Consider the following 19,245-nt stretch of genomic DNA (forward strand, 5'->3'; position numbering starts at 1 on the left):
AAGTACAAATATTGTGCATATTTTAGAATGAATTTATGCTACCTCTATAAAGCTTGCCTTCGGAAAAAAAAGATTAATTTTGCATTGAAGATTTCATTATTCAGATATAGAAATTAAATAAGAATTTATGCAAAAGTTATTATTATTGGGAGATGAGGCCATTGCTCAAGGAGCTATTGATGCAGGTATTTCAGGGATTTATGCATATCCGGGGACACCTTCAACAGAGATCACGGAGTTTGTGCAAAAATCGAAAGAGGCTAAAGAAAAGGGAATTCGATCAAATTGGTCGGCCAATGAAAAAACAGCTATGGAATCAGCTTTGGGCATGTCGTATGCCGGAAAACGGGCCATGGTTTGCATGAAGCATGTTGGATTAAATGTGGCAGCCGATTCTTTTATAAATTCTGCTATCACAGGCTCAAATGGGGGATTAATCATTGTTTCGGCCGACGATCCATCCATGCATTCTTCGCAAAACGAACAAGATTCACGTTTCTATGGTGATTTTGCATTTATACCAATATTAGAGCCATCAAATCAACAGGAAGCTTATGATATGGTAAAGTATGGGTTTGAATTATCTGAAAAAATGAGAATTCCGGTACTATTCAGAATTACTACACGTTTGGCTCATTCCCGGGCAGGAGTCATCCGAACTCAAAGCAGGAAGCAAAATCAAATTAAACTGCCTGATAATTTAAAGCAGTTCATCCTATTGCCTGCAATAGCCCGAAAACAATATAAAGAATTATTGGCCAAACAAGTAGATTTAAAAGCAGAAGCAAGAAATTCAGGTTTTAATACGTATATTGATGGAGCGGATAAAAAACTGGGAATTATTACCTGTGGAATTGCCTATAATTATTTGATGGAAAATTTTCAGGGAATTGACGTTCCTCATCCGATCCTAAAAATAGGACAATATCCTATTCCTGAGGAATTGGTTGAAAAATTGTACGATGCCTGCGATGAATTATTAATTCTGGAAGATGGTTATCCATTGGTTGAACAGGCTATTAAAGGAATACTTAATAAGGGTAAAAAAATTAAAGGAAGATTAGACGGGACCATTCCACGCGATGGAGAATTAAACCCTAATATTGTTGCTGTTGGTTTAGGTAAGGAAGATACCAAAGGTGAAAATATTCCTGACTTTGTAGCCGGGAGACCACCCTCACTTTGCAAAGGTTGCGGTCATAATGATGCTTTTCTGGCAATAAATGAAGCACTTTTAAAATACTCAAAAGGACGGGTTTTTTCGGATATCGGTTGTTATACTTTGAGTGCGCTCAAGCCTCTCGAATCTATCAACTCATGTGTTGATATGGGAGCCTCAATTACAATGGCAATGGGAGCTGCCGATGCGGGTTTGATTCCTGCGGTTGCCGCAATTGGCGATTCTACTTTTACTCATTCGGGAATGACAGGTTTGCTTGATGCAGTCAATAATAATTCTCCTATTACTGTTTTAATTCTGGATAACTCGACTACCGGAATGACCGGTGGGCAAAAATCATCTGCACTGGGAAAAATTGAGGCAATTTGCATAGCTCTGGGTGTTGAAAAAGATCATATCCGGGTACTTAAACCATTGCCAAAACAACACGAAGAAAATGTTAAAGTAATAGCTGAAGAGTTAGAGTATAAAGGTGTTTCGGTGATCATCCCACGCAGGGAGTGCATACAAACCCTTAATAAAAGAATGCGGCAAAAACATAATGCAAAAAATTTGGAAGTATAAATTAGAACAACAATAATATAATGATGAAAAAGGATATCATACTTGCAGGTGTTGGAGGACAAGGAATACTATCTATTGCCGCAACCATCGGAACAGCAGCCATAGATTTAAATCTACAATTAAAACAGGCGGAAGTTCACGGAATGAGCCAAAGGGGAGGGGATGTACAATCGCACCTTCGATTATCTTCAAACCCTATTGCTTCTGATCTGATTCCGCAAGGCAAAGCAGATTTGATTATTTCTATCGAACCCATGGAATCGTTGAGATATCTGCCTATGCTATCAAAAGATGGTTGGATCATTGCAAATACACAACCCTTTATAAATATTCCAAATTACCCTAATCTGGAGCAAATCATCGAAAAAATTAAATCAATACCGAATCATATTGCCATAAATGCTGACGAAATTGCAAAAGAAATTGGTTCTGAACGTTCGGCAAATATGGTAATTTTAGGCGCCAGCGCTCCCTTTCTGGATATTGAAATAAGTACGCTCGAAAAAGCCATCCGCACTATTTTCGGTGGCAAAGGAGAGGAAGTGGTGCAGCTCAATTTAAAAGCATTTAGGGCAGGTTTAAATTTTTCTATGATTAATAAATAATTGAGGTCGCAGCATTTGTTCAAAAATTGTACTTTAGCTTTTTTTCTGCTAAATAAGATTGCTATGCGTATTTATCTCATTTTATTTATTGTAGTATTTTCAAGTGCCGCAATGGCACAGGACATTAAGCCCCAAAATAAAGACCTGACACGGATCAATGTCATTAATAATGTCATGGATCAGTGGCATAAAGCTGCTGCTAATGCTGATTTTGAGGCGTTCTTTGCATGCATGGATGGTGATGGGTATTATATTGGAACAGATGAATCGGAGAAATGGACCATAAAAGAATTTAAAGCTTTTTGTAAGCCCTATTTTGATCGTGGTTCGGCATGGGATTTTAAGCCTTTTGATAGAGGGGTTTACTTTAATAAGAAAAAAAATATTGCCTGGATTGATGAAAAACTGGATACCTGGATGGGGGTTTGTCGTTCGTCGGGCGTGCTTATAAAAACCAAAGATGGTTGGAAAATTAAACATTATCAATTATCGGTTACTGTTCCGAACGATATCGTGCGGGATTTTATCCAACTGGTTAATCAGTATAAAACTAAACAGACTAAATAGTTAGCTTAATGAATAAAAGACTTAAAGAGGTTGTCATATTAATCATTGCAGGATTAACCATCATAATTAGTGTTCACTTTTGGCAGAGAAATAAAGAATCTGGGTTGCAATATGAAGAAATTCCAATAGTTTTTGAACCTACTATAAAATATGGCATCGTCATCGACTCATTTGAAGTAGTAAAAGATCAGATTAAAAGAAATGAATTTCTGGCAGACATACTCCTTTCATATAATGTTGATTATTCAAAAATTGATTTGGCCGTAAAAATGGCAAGGCCTGTTTTTGATGTTCGTCGAATTCGTGCAGGTCATCATTATTCAGTTTTTATAAGCACCGATTCAAAACAAAGTGTTCAGTATTTTATTTATGAAGATAGCCCAACCTCTTATATTGTATTTGATTTGAGAGACACTGTTCATGTCCATGCTGGTGAAAAAGAAGTACAAATACGTATGAGTGAAATTGAAGGCAAAATTACATCTTCACTTTGGAATTCACTGGTTGAAAATAATGGCGATCCAAATTTGGCTAACGAACTTTCAGAAATTTATGCATGGACCATTGATTTTTTTGGTATTCAAAAGGGAGATTATTATAGAGTAATTTTTGAAGAACTTTATGTGGATAATAAAAAAATTGGTCTAGGCAATGTGCATGCTTCATTATTCAATCATATGAAAAGTTATCATTATGCATTTTATTTTATCCAAGATAGTATAGGTGATTATTTTGATGAAAATGGCGGGAGTTTAAGAAGGGCATTCCTGAAGGCTCCATTAAAATTTAAACGAATCAGTTCAAAATTTTCCAATAGTCGTTTGCATCCCATTTTAAAAATAAGAAGAGCGCATCATGGTGTGGATTATGCAGCTCCAACAGGAACACCGGTTCATTCAATTGGGGATGGAGTAATTGTGGAGATGAAAAGGACCCGAGAAGGTGGCAATCAGTTAAAAATCAAACATAATGGTACATATTCTACTGCTTACCTTCATCTTTCAGGATATGCTAAAGGGATTAGAGTAGGTAAAAAGGTCAGACAGGGTGAACTTGTTGCCTATGTCGGATCGACCGGTTTATCAAGTGGCCCACACCTTGATTTTCGCTTTTATCGAAACGGAAATGCCATCGATCCTCTTAAAGTGGAATCACCTCCGGTTAATCCTGTAGATCCTCTTAATCTTGAAAGTTTTAAGCAATTGGTAAATAATTACATGGAATTGCTATTAAAGGATCACGATCAAGCCGAATTGGAATACCCAAATGTTAAATAATATTAATACCCTTTCAAGTATTTCCAAATTGTAGTAGAATAAGGAGCAAATTGGCATAGCTCTATCATTATTTTCCTTAATTTTACATATGCTAACTTGCTAGATTATTATTAACCTATTTATTTGTGTTATTATGAAAAAAGGTATTGAAAAAATAGCTGTTCAAATTATGTTGAGTATCTCACTTATACTGATTGCAGGGACTATTTTCGGTCAGGACATGTTCAATCATCAATCTTATGGTAATTTTTTAATTAATCAGGAAAAAATGGGATTACAACGTTCAATTTTAAACGTGAGTGATATTGAGGGATCCCCATATCTTGATAAAACATTTATTAAGGGCAGTGTAATTACCCGTGACAGTATACAATACCAAAACGTTCCATTGCGGTATAATATTTATAATGATGAATTTGAATTTCAGGTGAATGAAGAGAAATACCTCACAATTTCAGATCCGGCATCAATGTTGCAAATTAGCATTGAAGATGCTGTTTTCATTTATTTAAAAAAAGATAATAAATATGGATATTATCAGTTGCTCAATGATGATAAAGTAAAATTATTACTGTGTTATAATGTTAAATTCCGGCAAGCTAATGTGTCAAATGGGATAAATCAGGCAAGGCCTCCTAAATTTAACAGAGGGAGTGATACTTATTATCTTCAAATTGGATATAACGAGCCTCAACAAATTAAAAATAAGAAAGACATTGATCTTATTTTTAAATCTCAGAATAGTGCAATTAAAGAGCTTATCAAAAGGGAGAAGATAGATTTACATAAGGAAGGTGATTTGCTTAAGTTTGTCAAGCTGTTAAATAAATCTGATTTGATTAATTAATGTAATTATTATTTAGTTTTTGAGATTATATACATTCCTATCTGCATTTTTTTAATCCTATTGGAGGTAATTGGGTAAACTATAGTCGTTCATATAAGAACTTTCAAAAAATGCCCCTGGAAGATCTGATTTTACTGAGATGGTGTTTAAAAATTGGTGTCACGGGATAATTTAGGTCCTGTTATGGTGCATATCCACAATAAAATCCCGTCAGGGATTGAATTTGGGTAGCAAATTGAACCGTTAATCCGTGTTTTCAGTCCCGTCCGGGATGGAAGGTCGCCCACAAATGAACATTCTACGCATATCCTCAGGGTATCCCTATGTGGATAATTGAAGATATGATAATACCGGTTCGTTTTTGCCTATCTATTAAAATATGATATCAACCTGATATTTAAGACTGTATTATTTGGTAAATACCAGCAAAAAGAAAAGCTCAAGGCAATTCGCCTTGAGCTTTTCTTTATAATATAAACTTACAGTTTTAGTTTACACCGGTACGTTTATCCCAGAATAATTGTTTTCCCCAATAGTAGTCAACAATACCAGCAGCTGCCGGTGCAATGCTGGCACCATTTAAGGTAAATTCATTATTTGGATAAGGCTCCCGGAATGGTTGTCGGTTATGACCTGGGAATACTGAACCAATAGCTGCAGGCATTACAGGAAAATCTGTTCTGCGGTTTTCGGCCCATAATTCTTGACCTTGTTTGAATAAGGCAATCCATTTTTGTAACCAGATTTTGGTTTTATTGTTATAAACCGTATTGTTATCCCAAGCAACTTCTGCTTTAGTCATATAAGCTGCTAAAGAAGCTGTCATCCCGGTTTCTTCAAAACTAGCTGCTACTCCTGCCTCATAAGCTGTTTTTGCAGCACTTGCATTTCCAGCTAATAAGTAAGCTTCTGCTTTGATAAACTCTTGTTCAGAAAAACGTAGGAAATATGAATAACCTGCATAATCGTTACGATATTTTGTTCCGATTCTGGAAATGTCATTTACGTTGAATGCATTGTTTGGTGCACCTTCCGGAGCTCCTCTATAGTTACCTGAAGTATTCGTCCTTGCATAAACAGGAAGTCTAGGATCAGCTAATGCTAACATCATATCAATAAAGGTCTTAGCCATACCATGATCATCACGAGTGTCGTTATCACTTGCCCATGGCTCTTTGTAAGGAGCAACACCTGGCCACTTAAGTTTAGCCTCTTCAGCATTATTTGCAAATAGAGGGTAAGTTGCCGGGGCAGCCAGAACCTTATTTAATTCAGCAAGATTCTGGGTTCTGATTGCTAATCGTAAATGAAGTGCATTACAAAATTTTTGCCATTTCTTAGCATTGTTACCATATAGAAAATCACCGGCACCTAATACATTAAGAGCAGAAGGAGGTGAATTAAATAAAGTATTAGCCTTCTCAATTTTAGTAAACAAATCAGCATAAATAGCAGCAGCATCGTCATAAGCTGGTGTTAGGTTAGCTTCTGTTTCAGCTGTAATCGCTTCAGAATAGGGAATGTCACCCCATTTATCAACAGCCTGTTGCCAGTTATAAACCGATAATGTTAGTGCCGCAGCTTCAGCATACTTATTTTCAGTTGCTTGAGCTTTGCCTATTACTTTTTGTAAGTCTATCTGAATACGATAATAATTACTAAAATCACCTTCAAGTATACCGGGACGGAAATTGTATCTGGCTTCGTCTATATAAGCAATTTTTGTTACATGTCCTGCATAGCTTAAACTACTATTCATTTGGTTCCACGAATCGTAGAAAGCTAATCCTGTAGTTGCAATGGCATTAGCCAATAAGTTGGTCATCGGACCATCAGTAGGGTTATTGGGGTCAGTGTTCATTTCCTCCCAATCCTTGGTGCAAGATGAGATAAAAATCAACGCAGTTAGCACCAATGTTATGTTAAAATATTTTCTTTTCATAATTTGAATTTTAAATGTTAGTGGTCAAAAATTAAAAAGTTGCTACAATTTTAAACCCGATTGTACGTGAAGTCGGTAATTGATTTGACTCCTGACCTATACCAGATGTACCTACTCCAAATCCTGTTTCCGGATCAATTACACAATTGTTGGATTTATGTACCCATAATAAGGCTACGTTTCGAGCATAAGCAGAAAGGCTGATTTTTTGAATACCAGGAATTTTGTTAACAAATTTAACAGGTAAATCATAACCTAATGATATCTCACGTAACTTAATAAAAGAACCATCAATAACACTGAATTCATGTAATTTGTACATGTTCGCATAAAAATCATTTGCAGAAAGCCTGATATCATTTACACTTCCATCTGCTTTTACAAATTTCTCATCAGTCATCACATTTTGACCGGCAATAACTCCATCCTCACGAATAGTTCCTTGTGCTGTTTCGGCGAGAACGCCTGAATAAACACCAAACATTTTTGTAACAGAGAATATATCACCACCTTTACGACCATCAATTAACATATATAAATTCACTCCTTTATAACTGAACATATTTGAAACACCCCAGTTAAAGTCGGCAGAAATATTTCCTATAACCTGATCTGTTCCGGTTCTTTCAGGGAATCCATCATCATCAACAATAATAGCACCATTGTCATCCCTTAAGAATTTTGCACCTACCATTTCACCATAGGTTCCACCGGGAATAGCTTGCACGGTCATTGACCATGAAGAGCTAAGTTGGTATTTTTGTAAATCTTCGTAAAGTGAAATTACAGTATTGTCATTTTTTGCATATTTAACCTGCATGGTCCAGTTAAAACCATCACCTTTTGATTTTACGATATCACCGTATAAAGCCAACTCAATACCTTTGTTTTGAAGTTCACCTGCATTGATCCATTTAGTACTAAAACCGGTTGCTCTTGAAACTTCAATGGCCATGATTTGATCAGAGGTGTTTTCTTTATAGTAAGTAAGATCAAGTCCTAATCTGTTTTGGAAAAACTTAAGTTCCAAACCTGCTTCGATAGCTTTTTTCCTTTCAGGCTTTAAGTCGGCATTTGCCAATGATCGCATAAAACCATAACGGGTTGTTCCGGCCCAGGCACTACTAGTAGCTGAATAATAACCAGCCAAAGTATAAGGATCGGCATCACCTCCAACTTCGGCATAACTGGCACGAACTTTTCCAAAGGAAAGAATAGTAGGATCAACTTTTACTAAATCAGTAAAGATCAAACCAACATTTCCTGAATAGTATGAATAACTATTATTCGCTGTTGGAAGTGTAGAACTCCAGTCATTACGGAAAGTAGCTCCAAAGAATAAAAAGTCTTTGTAAGAAGCATCTGCCTGAGCATAGATACTGTTTGTTTCTTTGTTCGATAAATACATATCAGCAGTAGGAGTTCCTTTTACGTTGCTAATATCGAAAAAGTTAGGAACAGTAAGTTCTGAAGCACTAATTAATTGGTAATTGTAATATTCACTTCGATAATTAGCTCCAATAAGACCGGTGATTCTGATATCTTTTGAAAGCTCTTTATCAATGTTTAAGGTTAAATCAGCATTTTTTGAAAGATCAATTCTTGTTGTTTGACTGAAATTTCCACCATTCTTCTTGTTTTGGTTCGATTGGTTGTAAATAACCGATTTTCGGAAATCAGTTGAATAATCTGTCCCAACTCTTAAAGCAACATTCATCCAATCCGTGATGTCATATTTGAAATCCACGTTACCGAATAATCTGTCTTTGTCACGTGAATTTGTGTTTTTATAAACGGTCCAATAAGGATTGTTATGATAGTAATATCCCCAGGCATAAGGTTTACCAAAAGCATCGAGTTTGTCCCAGTTTTCTTTCAATGGTTGAATATCAACCTGACGGCCAAACCAACTACCTAATGACTGAAGTATATTGCCAGCACTATAACCTTGAGCCGGAAGGTTATCACTTACGGTTTTAATATAACTAGCTGAAGCATTTACGCTGAATTTACTGGTTACCTTCATGGATGTGCTTACGGTAAAAGTATTCTTTTTTTGATCTGTATTAGGAATGATACCGGTTACATCATTATTAGTATAAGAAAATCGTGAAACTGATTTATCAGATCCTGTAGTGATCGTTATATTGTGAGATTGATTGAAACCTGTTTCGAAGAAATCCTTAACATTATCAGGATGAGAAATCCAGGGTGTTGGAGTGTAAACAGGCTTACCATTTGCATCTAAAGTATAAGGAGAGTTAAATTGGTTGAATTTTAACCCGATATCAAGTCGAGGGCCCCAACTTTCGTCCCAAGCGTCATTTACTCCACCCCAATTACCATCATAATAATTAAATGATTCGTTCTCAGCATATTCCTGATAAGATGAATAAACACCGGGATGAGCTAATTGAAACTGTTTGAATGTATATTCATCTCCGCCTGTAGCTTGTCCATATTTGTTCTGATAGTCAGGTAATATAGATAATCGGTCTATCCCAATATCGTAAGTGTATTGAATCCCAATACCTTTTTTAGAAAGAGCACCTTTTTTTGTTGTAATAATAATTACTCCATTTAAAGCACGACTACCATAAATAGCTGCAGCAGCAGCACCTTTTAATACAGTCATTGACTCAACGTTATTAGGGTCAATATCCATTGCACCGTTACCATAGTCGGCAGAACCAGAACCAACACCTGTTGAAGAGTTGTTCATTGGAGTTCCATCAACTACGAATAAAGGCTGGTTGTCAGTTCGCATTGAACTGTTACCACGGATATTTACACGAGCAGAAGCACCTACGGCTCCCGAAGCAGTAACAATTTGAACACCGGCCATTTTTCCGGATAATGCGGAAATTACGTTTGTTGGCCTTGTGTGCATTAAATCGTCGCCACTAACTTCATCAATAGAATATCCAAGTGTTTTCTTCTCCCGAGAAATACCGAGAGCAGTAACAACTACTTCATCCATAAGTTTGACGTCTGGATCCATAACAACGTTTACTACGGTTGATGTTCCAATTGCAACATCTTTCGTGAGCATTCCAACAAATTGGAATCGTAAAGTAGTGTACTCTGCATTTAAAGTTAGAGTATACTTACCATCGAGATCAGTTGTTATACCAATTGTAGTACCAGGTACAATAACAGTTACTCCTGGAATTGGCAAACCATCTTCAGCACTGGTAACAGTACCAGTAATTACTTTTGTTTGCGCATTAGCCACTCCTATGCTCATAAGAAAAAACAAGCATGTTAGCCAAATTGTAAATTTTCTCATAATTAAAAAATTTGGTTAATAAATAATTTGGTTCATAAATTGTTTGCTACATGATAAGTTTTCACATCCAACGATTTTACTTACATATAGTAGTATTTGAGGGTGCAAAGTAGGAAATTAGCTAGTAATTAACAAAAAATTAACAAAAAAAATAACTAATTGTAACTATTTAGTTTAATTATAAATGGAGGTATTCGGTATTTGGAACCTTGTAAATAACTGAATAAAAGTATTTAACACCATTCAAATAATGATTTGATGTATTTTTTAAGTGATTAATAATTAATTAATAGTTTATTGATTATTTTAGTTAGTGATCGATTTATCGAGTTGGTAAGAGATTATCAAAAAAAAGAAGATTTTCAGATGTTTACAAAAATGACTAAAAAAGCTGACAAACATAAATTCAATACAATTAACAACAGCATATGTTGAAGGAAATGGTTCCCGAATTATAACCTAAAGAAGGGGATCAACTTCCTGCTATAATAAAAGGAATATAATTATTAGAACTACTTTCTTTTTATCAATTTGTAAAACAAAAGCAATTTCTAATAAAACGCTTAGATCATGAAATATAGATTATTCATCATTAATCTTATTTAAACTTTTTAAAAAATTTCATTATATTTACACATTATCACATTAACCAAGTTATTATACAATGAAAAAAGAAGTTCTATTTCTCTGTTTTCTGATTTTAGGCAGTTTAAGTTTTGCTCAAAGCGTTAAAGTTGAAGTCCCCCGAGGTATGCGTACTGAAGCCACAGATATTATTGATGGAGTTACTACTCATAACTATACTGCGAAAAGCAAGATCCCAATAAATGGCATTCCATTTTTACATGAGAATTTTACAAGTGGAGTTTTAGAACTTTATGATGGCAGCAAATCCGAAGAAGTACTTTTACGTTACAATATTTCAAAAGATTTATTTGAAATTCTTAGAAATAATGATACGCTTACTTTGAATCGTCCGTATGCTGTAAAATATGTTTATTTTGATGATAAGGTGTTTATTTTTGACCCAAAGCTAAGAGAAGATGCAGAAAGAATTTTTAATGGTTATTTTCAATTAAGAGTGGACGGAAAGCTATCTTTTTATATTAAACGACGGAAGGATTTATCTTATGACAGTTTTGCACAAAACTATCAAGGGGGTAGTGGGACAAAAGAGTATTATTACATTGATAAAATGAGTTTTGTTGGAAAAACAGCTGATGGGAAAGCATTTTTGATTACTTCAACCAAAAGTCTCTTAAACAATTTAAAAGATCACAAACCTGAAGTAAAAGCCTTTATTAAAGAAAATAAGATTAAGTTTAAAAAGGAAGAGGATATAGTTAGAGTGATTGAATATTATAATAGTTTGTGATAGGAATATTGCCGAAATTAGGACTATCTCATAAGGTGTGTAAGTAGAAAATATCGGGGGTTGCAACCCCCGTTTTTTGTTTAATCAAACAGTTCCTCGTGGCTTGCCGCGAGGTTTCCTATTACTCTCCCCTGAATATCAGGGGACCTGCCTCGCCGTCAGGCAGGGATGTCAGTCGAAAGACTGACAGAGGGGTGAAATAATGAAAATTCGGTTTTCAGCTTTTTGCTGAAATAAAGTTGGCGAAACCTGCCTGCCGCAGGCAAGTACCCCTTGGCTCTGCCACGGAGATAGTCAACTTTAAGAATTTTCTTTATTTTTAAAATTTACACAGTATGAAAAAGGAAGATATATTCGTGAAACTCAGATTTCAAAAACTTAGTGCATTGAAATCTGTAAGATGAACGCCTGCCTGCGCAGGCAGGTACTCCGATGCTTGCATCGTCAATAAAAAGAATTTCCAAATTGATACCTCGTCAGCTTGCTGCGAGGTAGTTCATTAAATGAGGATTTCCTCAATCAGTTCAAAACTGGAGAAGAACTCAATGATTTTTTGAGCCAACTCCAGAAACGCAGTATTGAAAAAAAACTAGTAGGCGAACTGATTTGTAAGCACGGCAGAACCGCCCTTTGGATGACGTCGGTGTAATTGTCATAGATCTCAAAGCTGATGTTGACAGTCATTAATTTGATCAAAAGAATTCAATAATATTTCAACCGCCTGTCTAAAACAATATCAAACAGCATATTTTGATTGTAATTTTATTAAGAAAAAATTTATTGAAATGTTAAAGGGGAATCTCAAAATTTGAGATTCCCCTTTTTAAAGAATTAAATAAAATTCTATTTTATGATGATATTTTTATCTTTTAACTACTTTTCTTAAAGGTGTTGTACCTTTAATTACAGCAGATTTTGTGCTTCCAGATAACGTGATATTAGCTGTTAAATATGCAACACCTCCAAGATAAGAAGCATAGGTTGCAGCCAAACCTTTTACATCACCAGGATAGTAAATATCATAATTGATCAATAAAGTAGGATTAGCACCACAATTAGTCCATTTACCGCTACCTTTTATTTCATAGTCATAAGGAGCACCGGCATAGGTGGTTGTGTAAATATATTGTCGTGGAATATCAACCAAGCCATTTCCTGTGACCGTCATATCAAAAGTTCCACCGGCAATAACCGCTTCACCCCAAAAATTATTCATAAAACCAACACTCATACCGGAAACGGCTAACTTCGTTCCATTAACGGCAGTTTTAATCTGACTTGAGTAGGTATAATCACCTTGTCCGTCAGTTCCAGACCAAGAACCTACTAAATCAGCAACTCCATTTGCAAGAGGACAAAATTCAATTCGTTTAATTTTATAAGTTAGTTGAATCGCTTTAGTGTTCGGATTATTATGCTCACCAGCATCCATATTCATTACAAATTTTATGGTTTGGCCAACAGGCATGTTTGCAGCAACTGTTGAAAAAGTAACTGCACCCGAAGTTTTACCAGCCGGAATAGTAATGCTATTCGCTGAAAGTGTATACATACTGGAAGTAAAAGTACTAGATGGGTCCAAAACAAGATTAACTGTAATATCCTGTGCTTGGGGAGTCCCCATCAAGACGACTGCAATCGAGCTTGTAACTTCTACTAATCCCCCTGCCTCGGTAACTCCAGTTTCAAATGTTTTAGAAGCATTTATAAACTGCAGGTAATAAGTTGCATTTGCATCAGGGGCATTGGTGTTTGCATCAAAGTATGTTATTTTATCGCACGCAACAAAAAGAGCTCCGACAACGATAAAAACAAACATTATTTTAAATATATTTTTCATAATTTTTTTGTTTTAATTTTTATTTAACGAAACCTCTTATCTATCCCACCAAAGTTTGTCACTAATCTGCACAGAAGGAACATTTGCACTGTTGTAATTAATTTCACTCTGAGCATATGGGAAACGTGTTGGGACTGCTGGAAGAACACCTCTGGGATGGGGTGTAATTGCAGGTAATCCTGTTCTTCTGTAATCTGCATAAGCTTGGTTCGTTCCAAAAGTAGCTATATACTTTTGTTTCATAATAAGCTCAAGTGTTACAGGAACTCCGGTAATGTTAGCGGCTAACCAACTAGCATTAGCCGAACCTGTTACTTTAAGAACAGATGCAGCAACTGCAGCTTCGAAAGCAGCTTGAGCCGGAGCGGTATTTCCTAACCTGAAATTGGCCTCTGCTTGAATAAATTTAAGTTCAGCATAAGTCATAATTACTGAGGAAGCAGTAGCTCCTGCAATATAATTGCCAGGCTTTGATGCATTTTCATTTAAGGAGCCAATAATACTGCCACTATAAGCACCAGCGCCATCTTTTGCACAATAGAAAGGAATACGAGGATCATTAGTAAGCTTCATCATATCAACCAAAGTGGCACCCATACGAATATCCGTACGTTGCTCCATAAATTGAAAAATTGGGTTGCGATTGCTTGCTTCCCAAGGTACCTGATAATCATCAGCATTGGAAGCAAATCCATTGGCAGCAGCATCTAGTGCAGCAGTATAGGCAGCATTTCCATTAACACCACCTAATTGAAGAGCATGTCGTGCTTTTATTGAATAAGCCGCTTTTTTCCATTTTGCAACATTTCCGGCATAGATCACATCACCAGCAACTGCTACAGCATTTGCAGTAGCACTTAAATCTGCAATAGCTGCAGTAAGTGTTGAATTAATGGTAGAATATAGTGTTTCTTGTGAATCATAAGAAGGTGTTAAAATGTTTTCATTCCCTTTTAGGGCTTCGCTGTATGGCATATCACCAAATACATCAGTGGCAATTCCAAGAGTGGTAGCCATGATAACTTTGCCAATACCGGCATAATAAGGAGATACTTTACCTTCTGTATTTTCAGCTTTATCAATTAACACTTTAGAATTTATAAAAATTTCTGCGTATATAGAGGTCCATGTATTATTAATATCAGCAGGTAAATAGGTGTATTCAGCTTGAGTATTGGATTGACGAACAACGCCATCAAATTGCTGCATCCACATATTGGAAACACGAACGATATCGTTTCCCGTCATATTATATCCCATTGATTGCTCAATTGCAGGAAGCATCAATTTCATTGGTACATCTGCAGGGGAATCCGGATCGATATTAATATCAGTGTCGATCCACTTTGAACATGAAGAAAGAATCAGGACAAAGACAAATATTAATCCTAATGCTTTGAAAATATTATTATATTTTTTCATAATGATTTAGTTTTTAAGGTTAGTTAAAAGGTTACTTTTAAGCCGAACAGATATGTCTTAGAACCTGGGTTATTAAAGTAATCCATACCTTGCCCGTTTGTTGCACCCTGAAGGTTTGTCTCAGGATCGATACCTGTGTAAGGTGTATATAACAACAAATTCTTGCCTGTAAAGTAAAGTTGAGCATTTTTAATAAATGTTTTCTTTACCGGTAGATCGTAGCTCAAAGTGATATCTCTTAATCTTATCCAACTAGCATCTTCCATAGCAGCAACTGAAGGTCCGGCAGCGAAGTTACTACCACCACCTGAAGTAAACCAAGCCTGATCTAATACTACAGGAGTAACATTGGTTACACCGGTACCAACAGGATTTCCGTTAACTAAATGGCCATAAACACCCTCGAAAACAATGATATTTTGTGAAGGTGTTCTATCAAAATCAATTGTTCCCTGAGCAGTATAATATACTTCACGATTTTCTGTAGCTTTGGAAGTACCAAAATAGTTCATAGCAAAGCCGGTACCGTTGTACATCACTCCACCGCTCTTAATATCCCACATAAACGACAAGGTTACTTTTTTATAGGTAATTGTATTCGTTATGTTTGCAGTCCAATCAGGTTGAGTATTCCCAATAGGTACCATTGAACGGGTATCTTGCCATGGATATCCATCGCGGAAGTTATCCGTTGGATCATCATTGATTAAGACATTACCTTTTTCATCTCTGTACCAATCGTTACCAAAAACACTACCATAAGCATTGCCGGCAACGGCTCGAATTTGGGGTACAGTAAATCCACCTAAGAACAGATTTTCAACACCATCAGCTAATTTAATTACTGTATTGGTTAATTTAGTAAAGTTAGCAAATACGTTCCATTGAAGATCTTTTGTTTTAACAACAGTTGCATCGATACTAAGCTCAATACCTTTAGACTCCATTTCTGCAGCATTCATATAAACAGTTGTAAATCCGGATGAAGGAGCAATTGGGACAGACATTAGAAGATCTGTATTATTATTGTGGAAATAAGATGCATCGATTCCGAGTCTATTATCGAATAATCGAAGATCCATACCAACTTCCCAAGAATCCATCGTTTCGTGTTTCAAATCCGGGTTTCCTAATCCTGAACCCAGAGTGAAACCGGCATTTCCCATATAAGGGAATTGAACACCATTGGTCCAACCATCGCCTGTACCGGCAGCAAAGAAATAATTAGAAGTATTGTATGCACCGGCTATGTTAGCGGTACGTGCTATAGAGGCTCTAAATTTACCAAAAGAGAGTATTCTATTGCCTTTAAGTGATTCTAGTTCTGTAAAAACAAAACCTAAACTAACAGAAGGATAGAATGCAGATGCATTAGCTTCTGGCATGGTTGTGGACCAATCATTACGGCCCGTAACACCCAAATAAAGCATATCCCTATAGGCTAAGCTTACATCAGCAAAAACAGCCATAGTGCGGTAATTACCAATACCTGAACTAACAGTATTATTTGCGGAGTTGGATAATTGATAAAAGTCAGGGATTTCTAATACGGTGGCATCTCCATATAAAAATTTGCTAAAAGAAGAAAACGCATTGCCACCAAGGGTAGCTTTGATGTTTAAATCTTCGTTAAGGTCTTTCTGGAAATTCAATAAAAGATCAGAGTTAAATACACCTGCATAGTTCATATACGAATTCATAAAACCGGTAGGATTACCCCTTGAACCTATTGCGAATCTATCCTCGTATCTTCTGGTATACCAGTCTATTCCGGCATTATATGATAAACTAAGGAAATCGTTAAAACGAACATTCACGTTTCCACTACCGGTAAAACGGTTAATATTTTCGTTAAAAGAAATATTATTTACAACCCAATAAGGATTGTCATAACCGCCACCATTACGATAGTTCCGTTGCGTTCCATCAGGGAATTGATATCCTGCGCTGTTATCAAAGGTTGAGGCCGTTCTAACCAAACCCAACATGATACCTGAAACGTTCGATCCTTTTTGAACTTGGGATGCAACGGAGTTTGTATATGCGAAATCTGCACCAACAGTAACTTTACTACTCAATTTATTAGTTGCATTTAAACGTAAGGTTGTTCTTCCAAAATGGTTGTTTGGAATAATCCCGTCTTGCTCTAAATTAGATATTGAGAAGTAAAAACTTCCTTGTTCATTTCCATTACTAATACTTAAACTATTATTAGTTGAAATACCAGTTTGGAAGAATTCATAAGGGTCGTAATATTGTGCCGGCATACCGTTACCGGTTCCTTTAGGAACAAGGCGTCCATTTGGATCCCATTTATAAGTAGCATCACCATCATATTCCAGGTCAGCAATTTTAGCTCCATAAGACATAGCGTTACCTCCAGCCCAGGCACCATTGTAACCCTGAGACCACATGGTTTGGCGTTCTTGTACTTGCGAAAGTTGATCGAAACCAACAGAAGTATTGAACTCGATTTTTCGAGCTCCCAGTTTTTTCCCGGATTTGGTAGTAATTACCAAAGCGCCGTTAGCTGCCCTAACACCATAAAGGGCAGTTGCAGCACCTCCTTTAAGAACCGTGATGGATTCTATATCTTCGGGGTTTAAGTCAATAGAACGGCTTGAGGTAGATACTCCAGCAACTCCGCCTGATCCACCACCGGAAATAATCGGCATTCCGTTGACAACCATCAAAGGCTGGTTATTACCGGTAATAGAAGCATAACCACGAATAGTAATAAACGTAGAAGCTCCCGCATCACCAGCTGAACTAATAATTGAAACTCCGGAGGTTCGACCTGCCAAACTGTTTACAATGTCTGCATTTGGTTTGCCGGAAAGAATGTCATTGCTAACTGTCTGAACATTATAGCCCAGCTCTTTCTTTTCTCTCGAAATACCAATTGCCGTAACAACTACTTCATCCATCAATTTAATGTCAGGATCAAGAAGTACATTGATTTCGGTTTGTGTTCCGATGGCAACATCTTGAGTGATCATTCCAACAAACTGGAAGCGAAGATGAGTGTATGAATCCCTGAGAGAGATCGAATACTTTCCATCTAGATTAGTTGTTACACCTATCGTTGTGCCTGGAACCACTACGGTTACACCAGGAATGGGCAAACCATCTTCAGAACTGGTAACAGTACCAGTAATTACTTTTGTTTGCGCATTGGCTATTCCTATACTCGTTATAAAAAACAAGCATGTTAGCCAAATTGTAAATTTTCTCATAATTAAAAAATTTGGTTAATAAATTATTTGGTTTTGTGTTAGTATATTAGACCTAGATCTAGTTTTTTGCATTTTTCTATTTAAAGATTTAGAGTCATTAGTATAAATAATGAGGAAAAATATAAAAAATAATGATATATAGCAAGATAATATAGAAAAAAGAGGAAAGAAAAAGATATTAAACAATCTATAAACCATAAAAAATAAGGATGTAGATCATTAAAAAATAAGGATGTAGATCATTATTGATAAGGAATAATTTTTGATATCTATTTTATCTTTAACATTTTAATCATATTGATAAAGTAAATTTGTTTCACGGATATAAAATATCCATATAAAAGCTGTTCATACCAATCGAGAATATTAATAATGGATATTTTTTTTTCGACAGTCAGGCATTTGACCATTGAAATCAGAATTATCAGCACATGAAGTAGCCATGATTAAAAAATCACCAACCGGAATGATGATATTCATCTTGGCTATTCCCTGTCTGCCGACAGACAGGCATCTGACAATTAAAAACAAATTATAAACAGATGAAAAGAAATATGGATTTTTAAGATTTAATATAAATCTAACATCTATAAAAAAAAGTTAACGACACTGGGATCTTATCTGAATCGTTTAATAAAGGCAGTAAATACACTGATAAATAGCAAGTTAATAATGAGGTTGACATAACTAATATCCCAAATAATTGCCTTGGTTGTAAAATAGATAATGATGGATGAACAAAATAGTATTAAACCTATTCGCTTCAGTTTTCTTATATATAATAACCCTATAACGGATATTATATATAGGGTGGCCCCAAAAATACTGAAGATCAATATTTCATGTTGTCCAATCTCTCGGGGAAAGTAATTTGCTAAAGCCAAAGCGAAGAATTTATTAAATACAATCCCAAAAAGATAAATTGTGAGAAATACCAAATTATAAGTCAGGGCCACTACACTTACAATCTTTAATATAAAGGGCTTTTTTATCTGTATTTGGTCTTCCATTTTACTTTTATATATCAGGCTTTAGTTCATGAACTTTAAATGACGAAAATAGAACAAGATAAAAGTAGTTGTTAAAAGTACTCCAAAAAGA

At 35.8% G+C, this 19,245-nt stretch carries 11 protein-coding genes; 6 read left to right on the plus strand and 5 right to left on the minus strand.

The window, feature by feature from the left end; genetic code table 11:
* Positions 1-127: 127 nt before the first annotated feature.
* From KKG99_01915 to KKG99_01935, 5 genes are all read left to right on the plus strand, one after another.
* On the plus strand, positions 128-1,744 hold the full coding sequence (locus KKG99_01915) for an indolepyruvate ferredoxin oxidoreductase (GenBank protein ID MBU1011737.1): 1,617 nt from the start codon (positions 128-130) through the stop codon (positions 1,742-1,744).
* A gap of 23 nt (positions 1,745-1,767) precedes the next feature.
* Positions 1,768-2,349 (plus strand): indolepyruvate oxidoreductase subunit beta, encoded by a 582-nt coding sequence (locus KKG99_01920; GenBank protein ID MBU1011738.1) that lies wholly within the window; start codon positions 1,768-1,770, stop codon positions 2,347-2,349.
* A 63-nt stretch (positions 2,350-2,412) separates the two neighbouring features.
* On the plus strand, positions 2,413-2,916 hold the full coding sequence (locus KKG99_01925) for a nuclear transport factor 2 family protein (GenBank protein MBU1011739.1): 504 nt from the start codon (positions 2,413-2,415) through the stop codon (positions 2,914-2,916).
* An 8-nt stretch (positions 2,917-2,924) separates the two neighbouring features.
* The gene (locus tag KKG99_01930) at positions 2,925-4,193 is read left to right on the plus strand and encodes a M23 family metallopeptidase (protein MBU1011740.1); all 1,269 of its coding nucleotides are present in this window, start codon (positions 2,925-2,927) and stop codon (positions 4,191-4,193) included.
* 133 nt (positions 4,194-4,326) lie between these two features.
* Positions 4,327-5,040, plus strand: a complete 714-nt coding sequence (locus KKG99_01935; protein MBU1011741.1) for a hypothetical protein — start codon at positions 4,327-4,329, stop codon at positions 5,038-5,040.
* 487 nt (positions 5,041-5,527) lie between these two features.
* Here KKG99_01935 and KKG99_01940 read toward each other — a convergent pair whose 3' ends face one another.
* The gene (locus KKG99_01940; protein ID MBU1011742.1) at positions 5,528-6,982 is read right to left on the minus strand and encodes a SusD/RagB family nutrient-binding outer membrane lipoprotein; all 1,455 of its coding nucleotides are present in this window, start codon (positions 6,980-6,982) and stop codon (positions 5,528-5,530) included.
* A gap of 31 nt (positions 6,983-7,013) precedes the next feature.
* Complete coding sequence (locus KKG99_01945; GenBank protein ID MBU1011743.1) at positions 7,014-10,271, minus strand: SusC/RagA family TonB-linked outer membrane protein; 3,258 nt, start codon at positions 10,269-10,271, stop codon at positions 7,014-7,016.
* Positions 10,272-10,935: 664 nt separating this feature from the next.
* On the opposite strand from KKG99_01945, the gene KKG99_01950 reads away from it, so the two are divergent.
* Positions 10,936-11,646 (plus strand): hypothetical protein, encoded by a 711-nt coding sequence (locus KKG99_01950; protein ID MBU1011744.1) that lies wholly within the window; start codon positions 10,936-10,938, stop codon positions 11,644-11,646.
* Between the two features lie 862 nt (positions 11,647-12,508).
* Here KKG99_01950 and KKG99_01955 read toward each other — a convergent pair.
* From KKG99_01955 to KKG99_01965, 3 genes are read right to left on the minus strand one after another with little or no spacing between them, the layout of a single operon-like run.
* Positions 12,509-13,486: a DUF1735 domain-containing protein gene (locus KKG99_01955; protein ID MBU1011745.1), complete on the minus strand. Its 978-nt coding sequence runs from the start codon at positions 13,484-13,486 to the stop codon at positions 12,509-12,511.
* A 36-nt stretch (positions 13,487-13,522) separates the two neighbouring features.
* Positions 13,523-14,908 (minus strand): SusD/RagB family nutrient-binding outer membrane lipoprotein, encoded by a 1,386-nt coding sequence (locus tag KKG99_01960; protein MBU1011746.1) that lies wholly within the window; start codon positions 14,906-14,908, stop codon positions 13,523-13,525.
* A 23-nt stretch (positions 14,909-14,931) separates the two neighbouring features.
* Positions 14,932-18,144 carry a SusC/RagA family TonB-linked outer membrane protein gene (locus KKG99_01965; protein MBU1011747.1) on the minus strand — a complete coding sequence of 1,071 codons (3,213 nt, stop codon included), beginning with the start codon at positions 18,142-18,144 and terminating at the stop codon, positions 14,932-14,934.
* Positions 18,145-19,245 lie beyond the last annotated feature (1,101 nt).

It is taken from the genome of Bacteroidota bacterium, from assembly GCA_018816945.1.
Classification (GTDB): Bacteria; Bacteroidota; Bacteroidia; order Bacteroidales.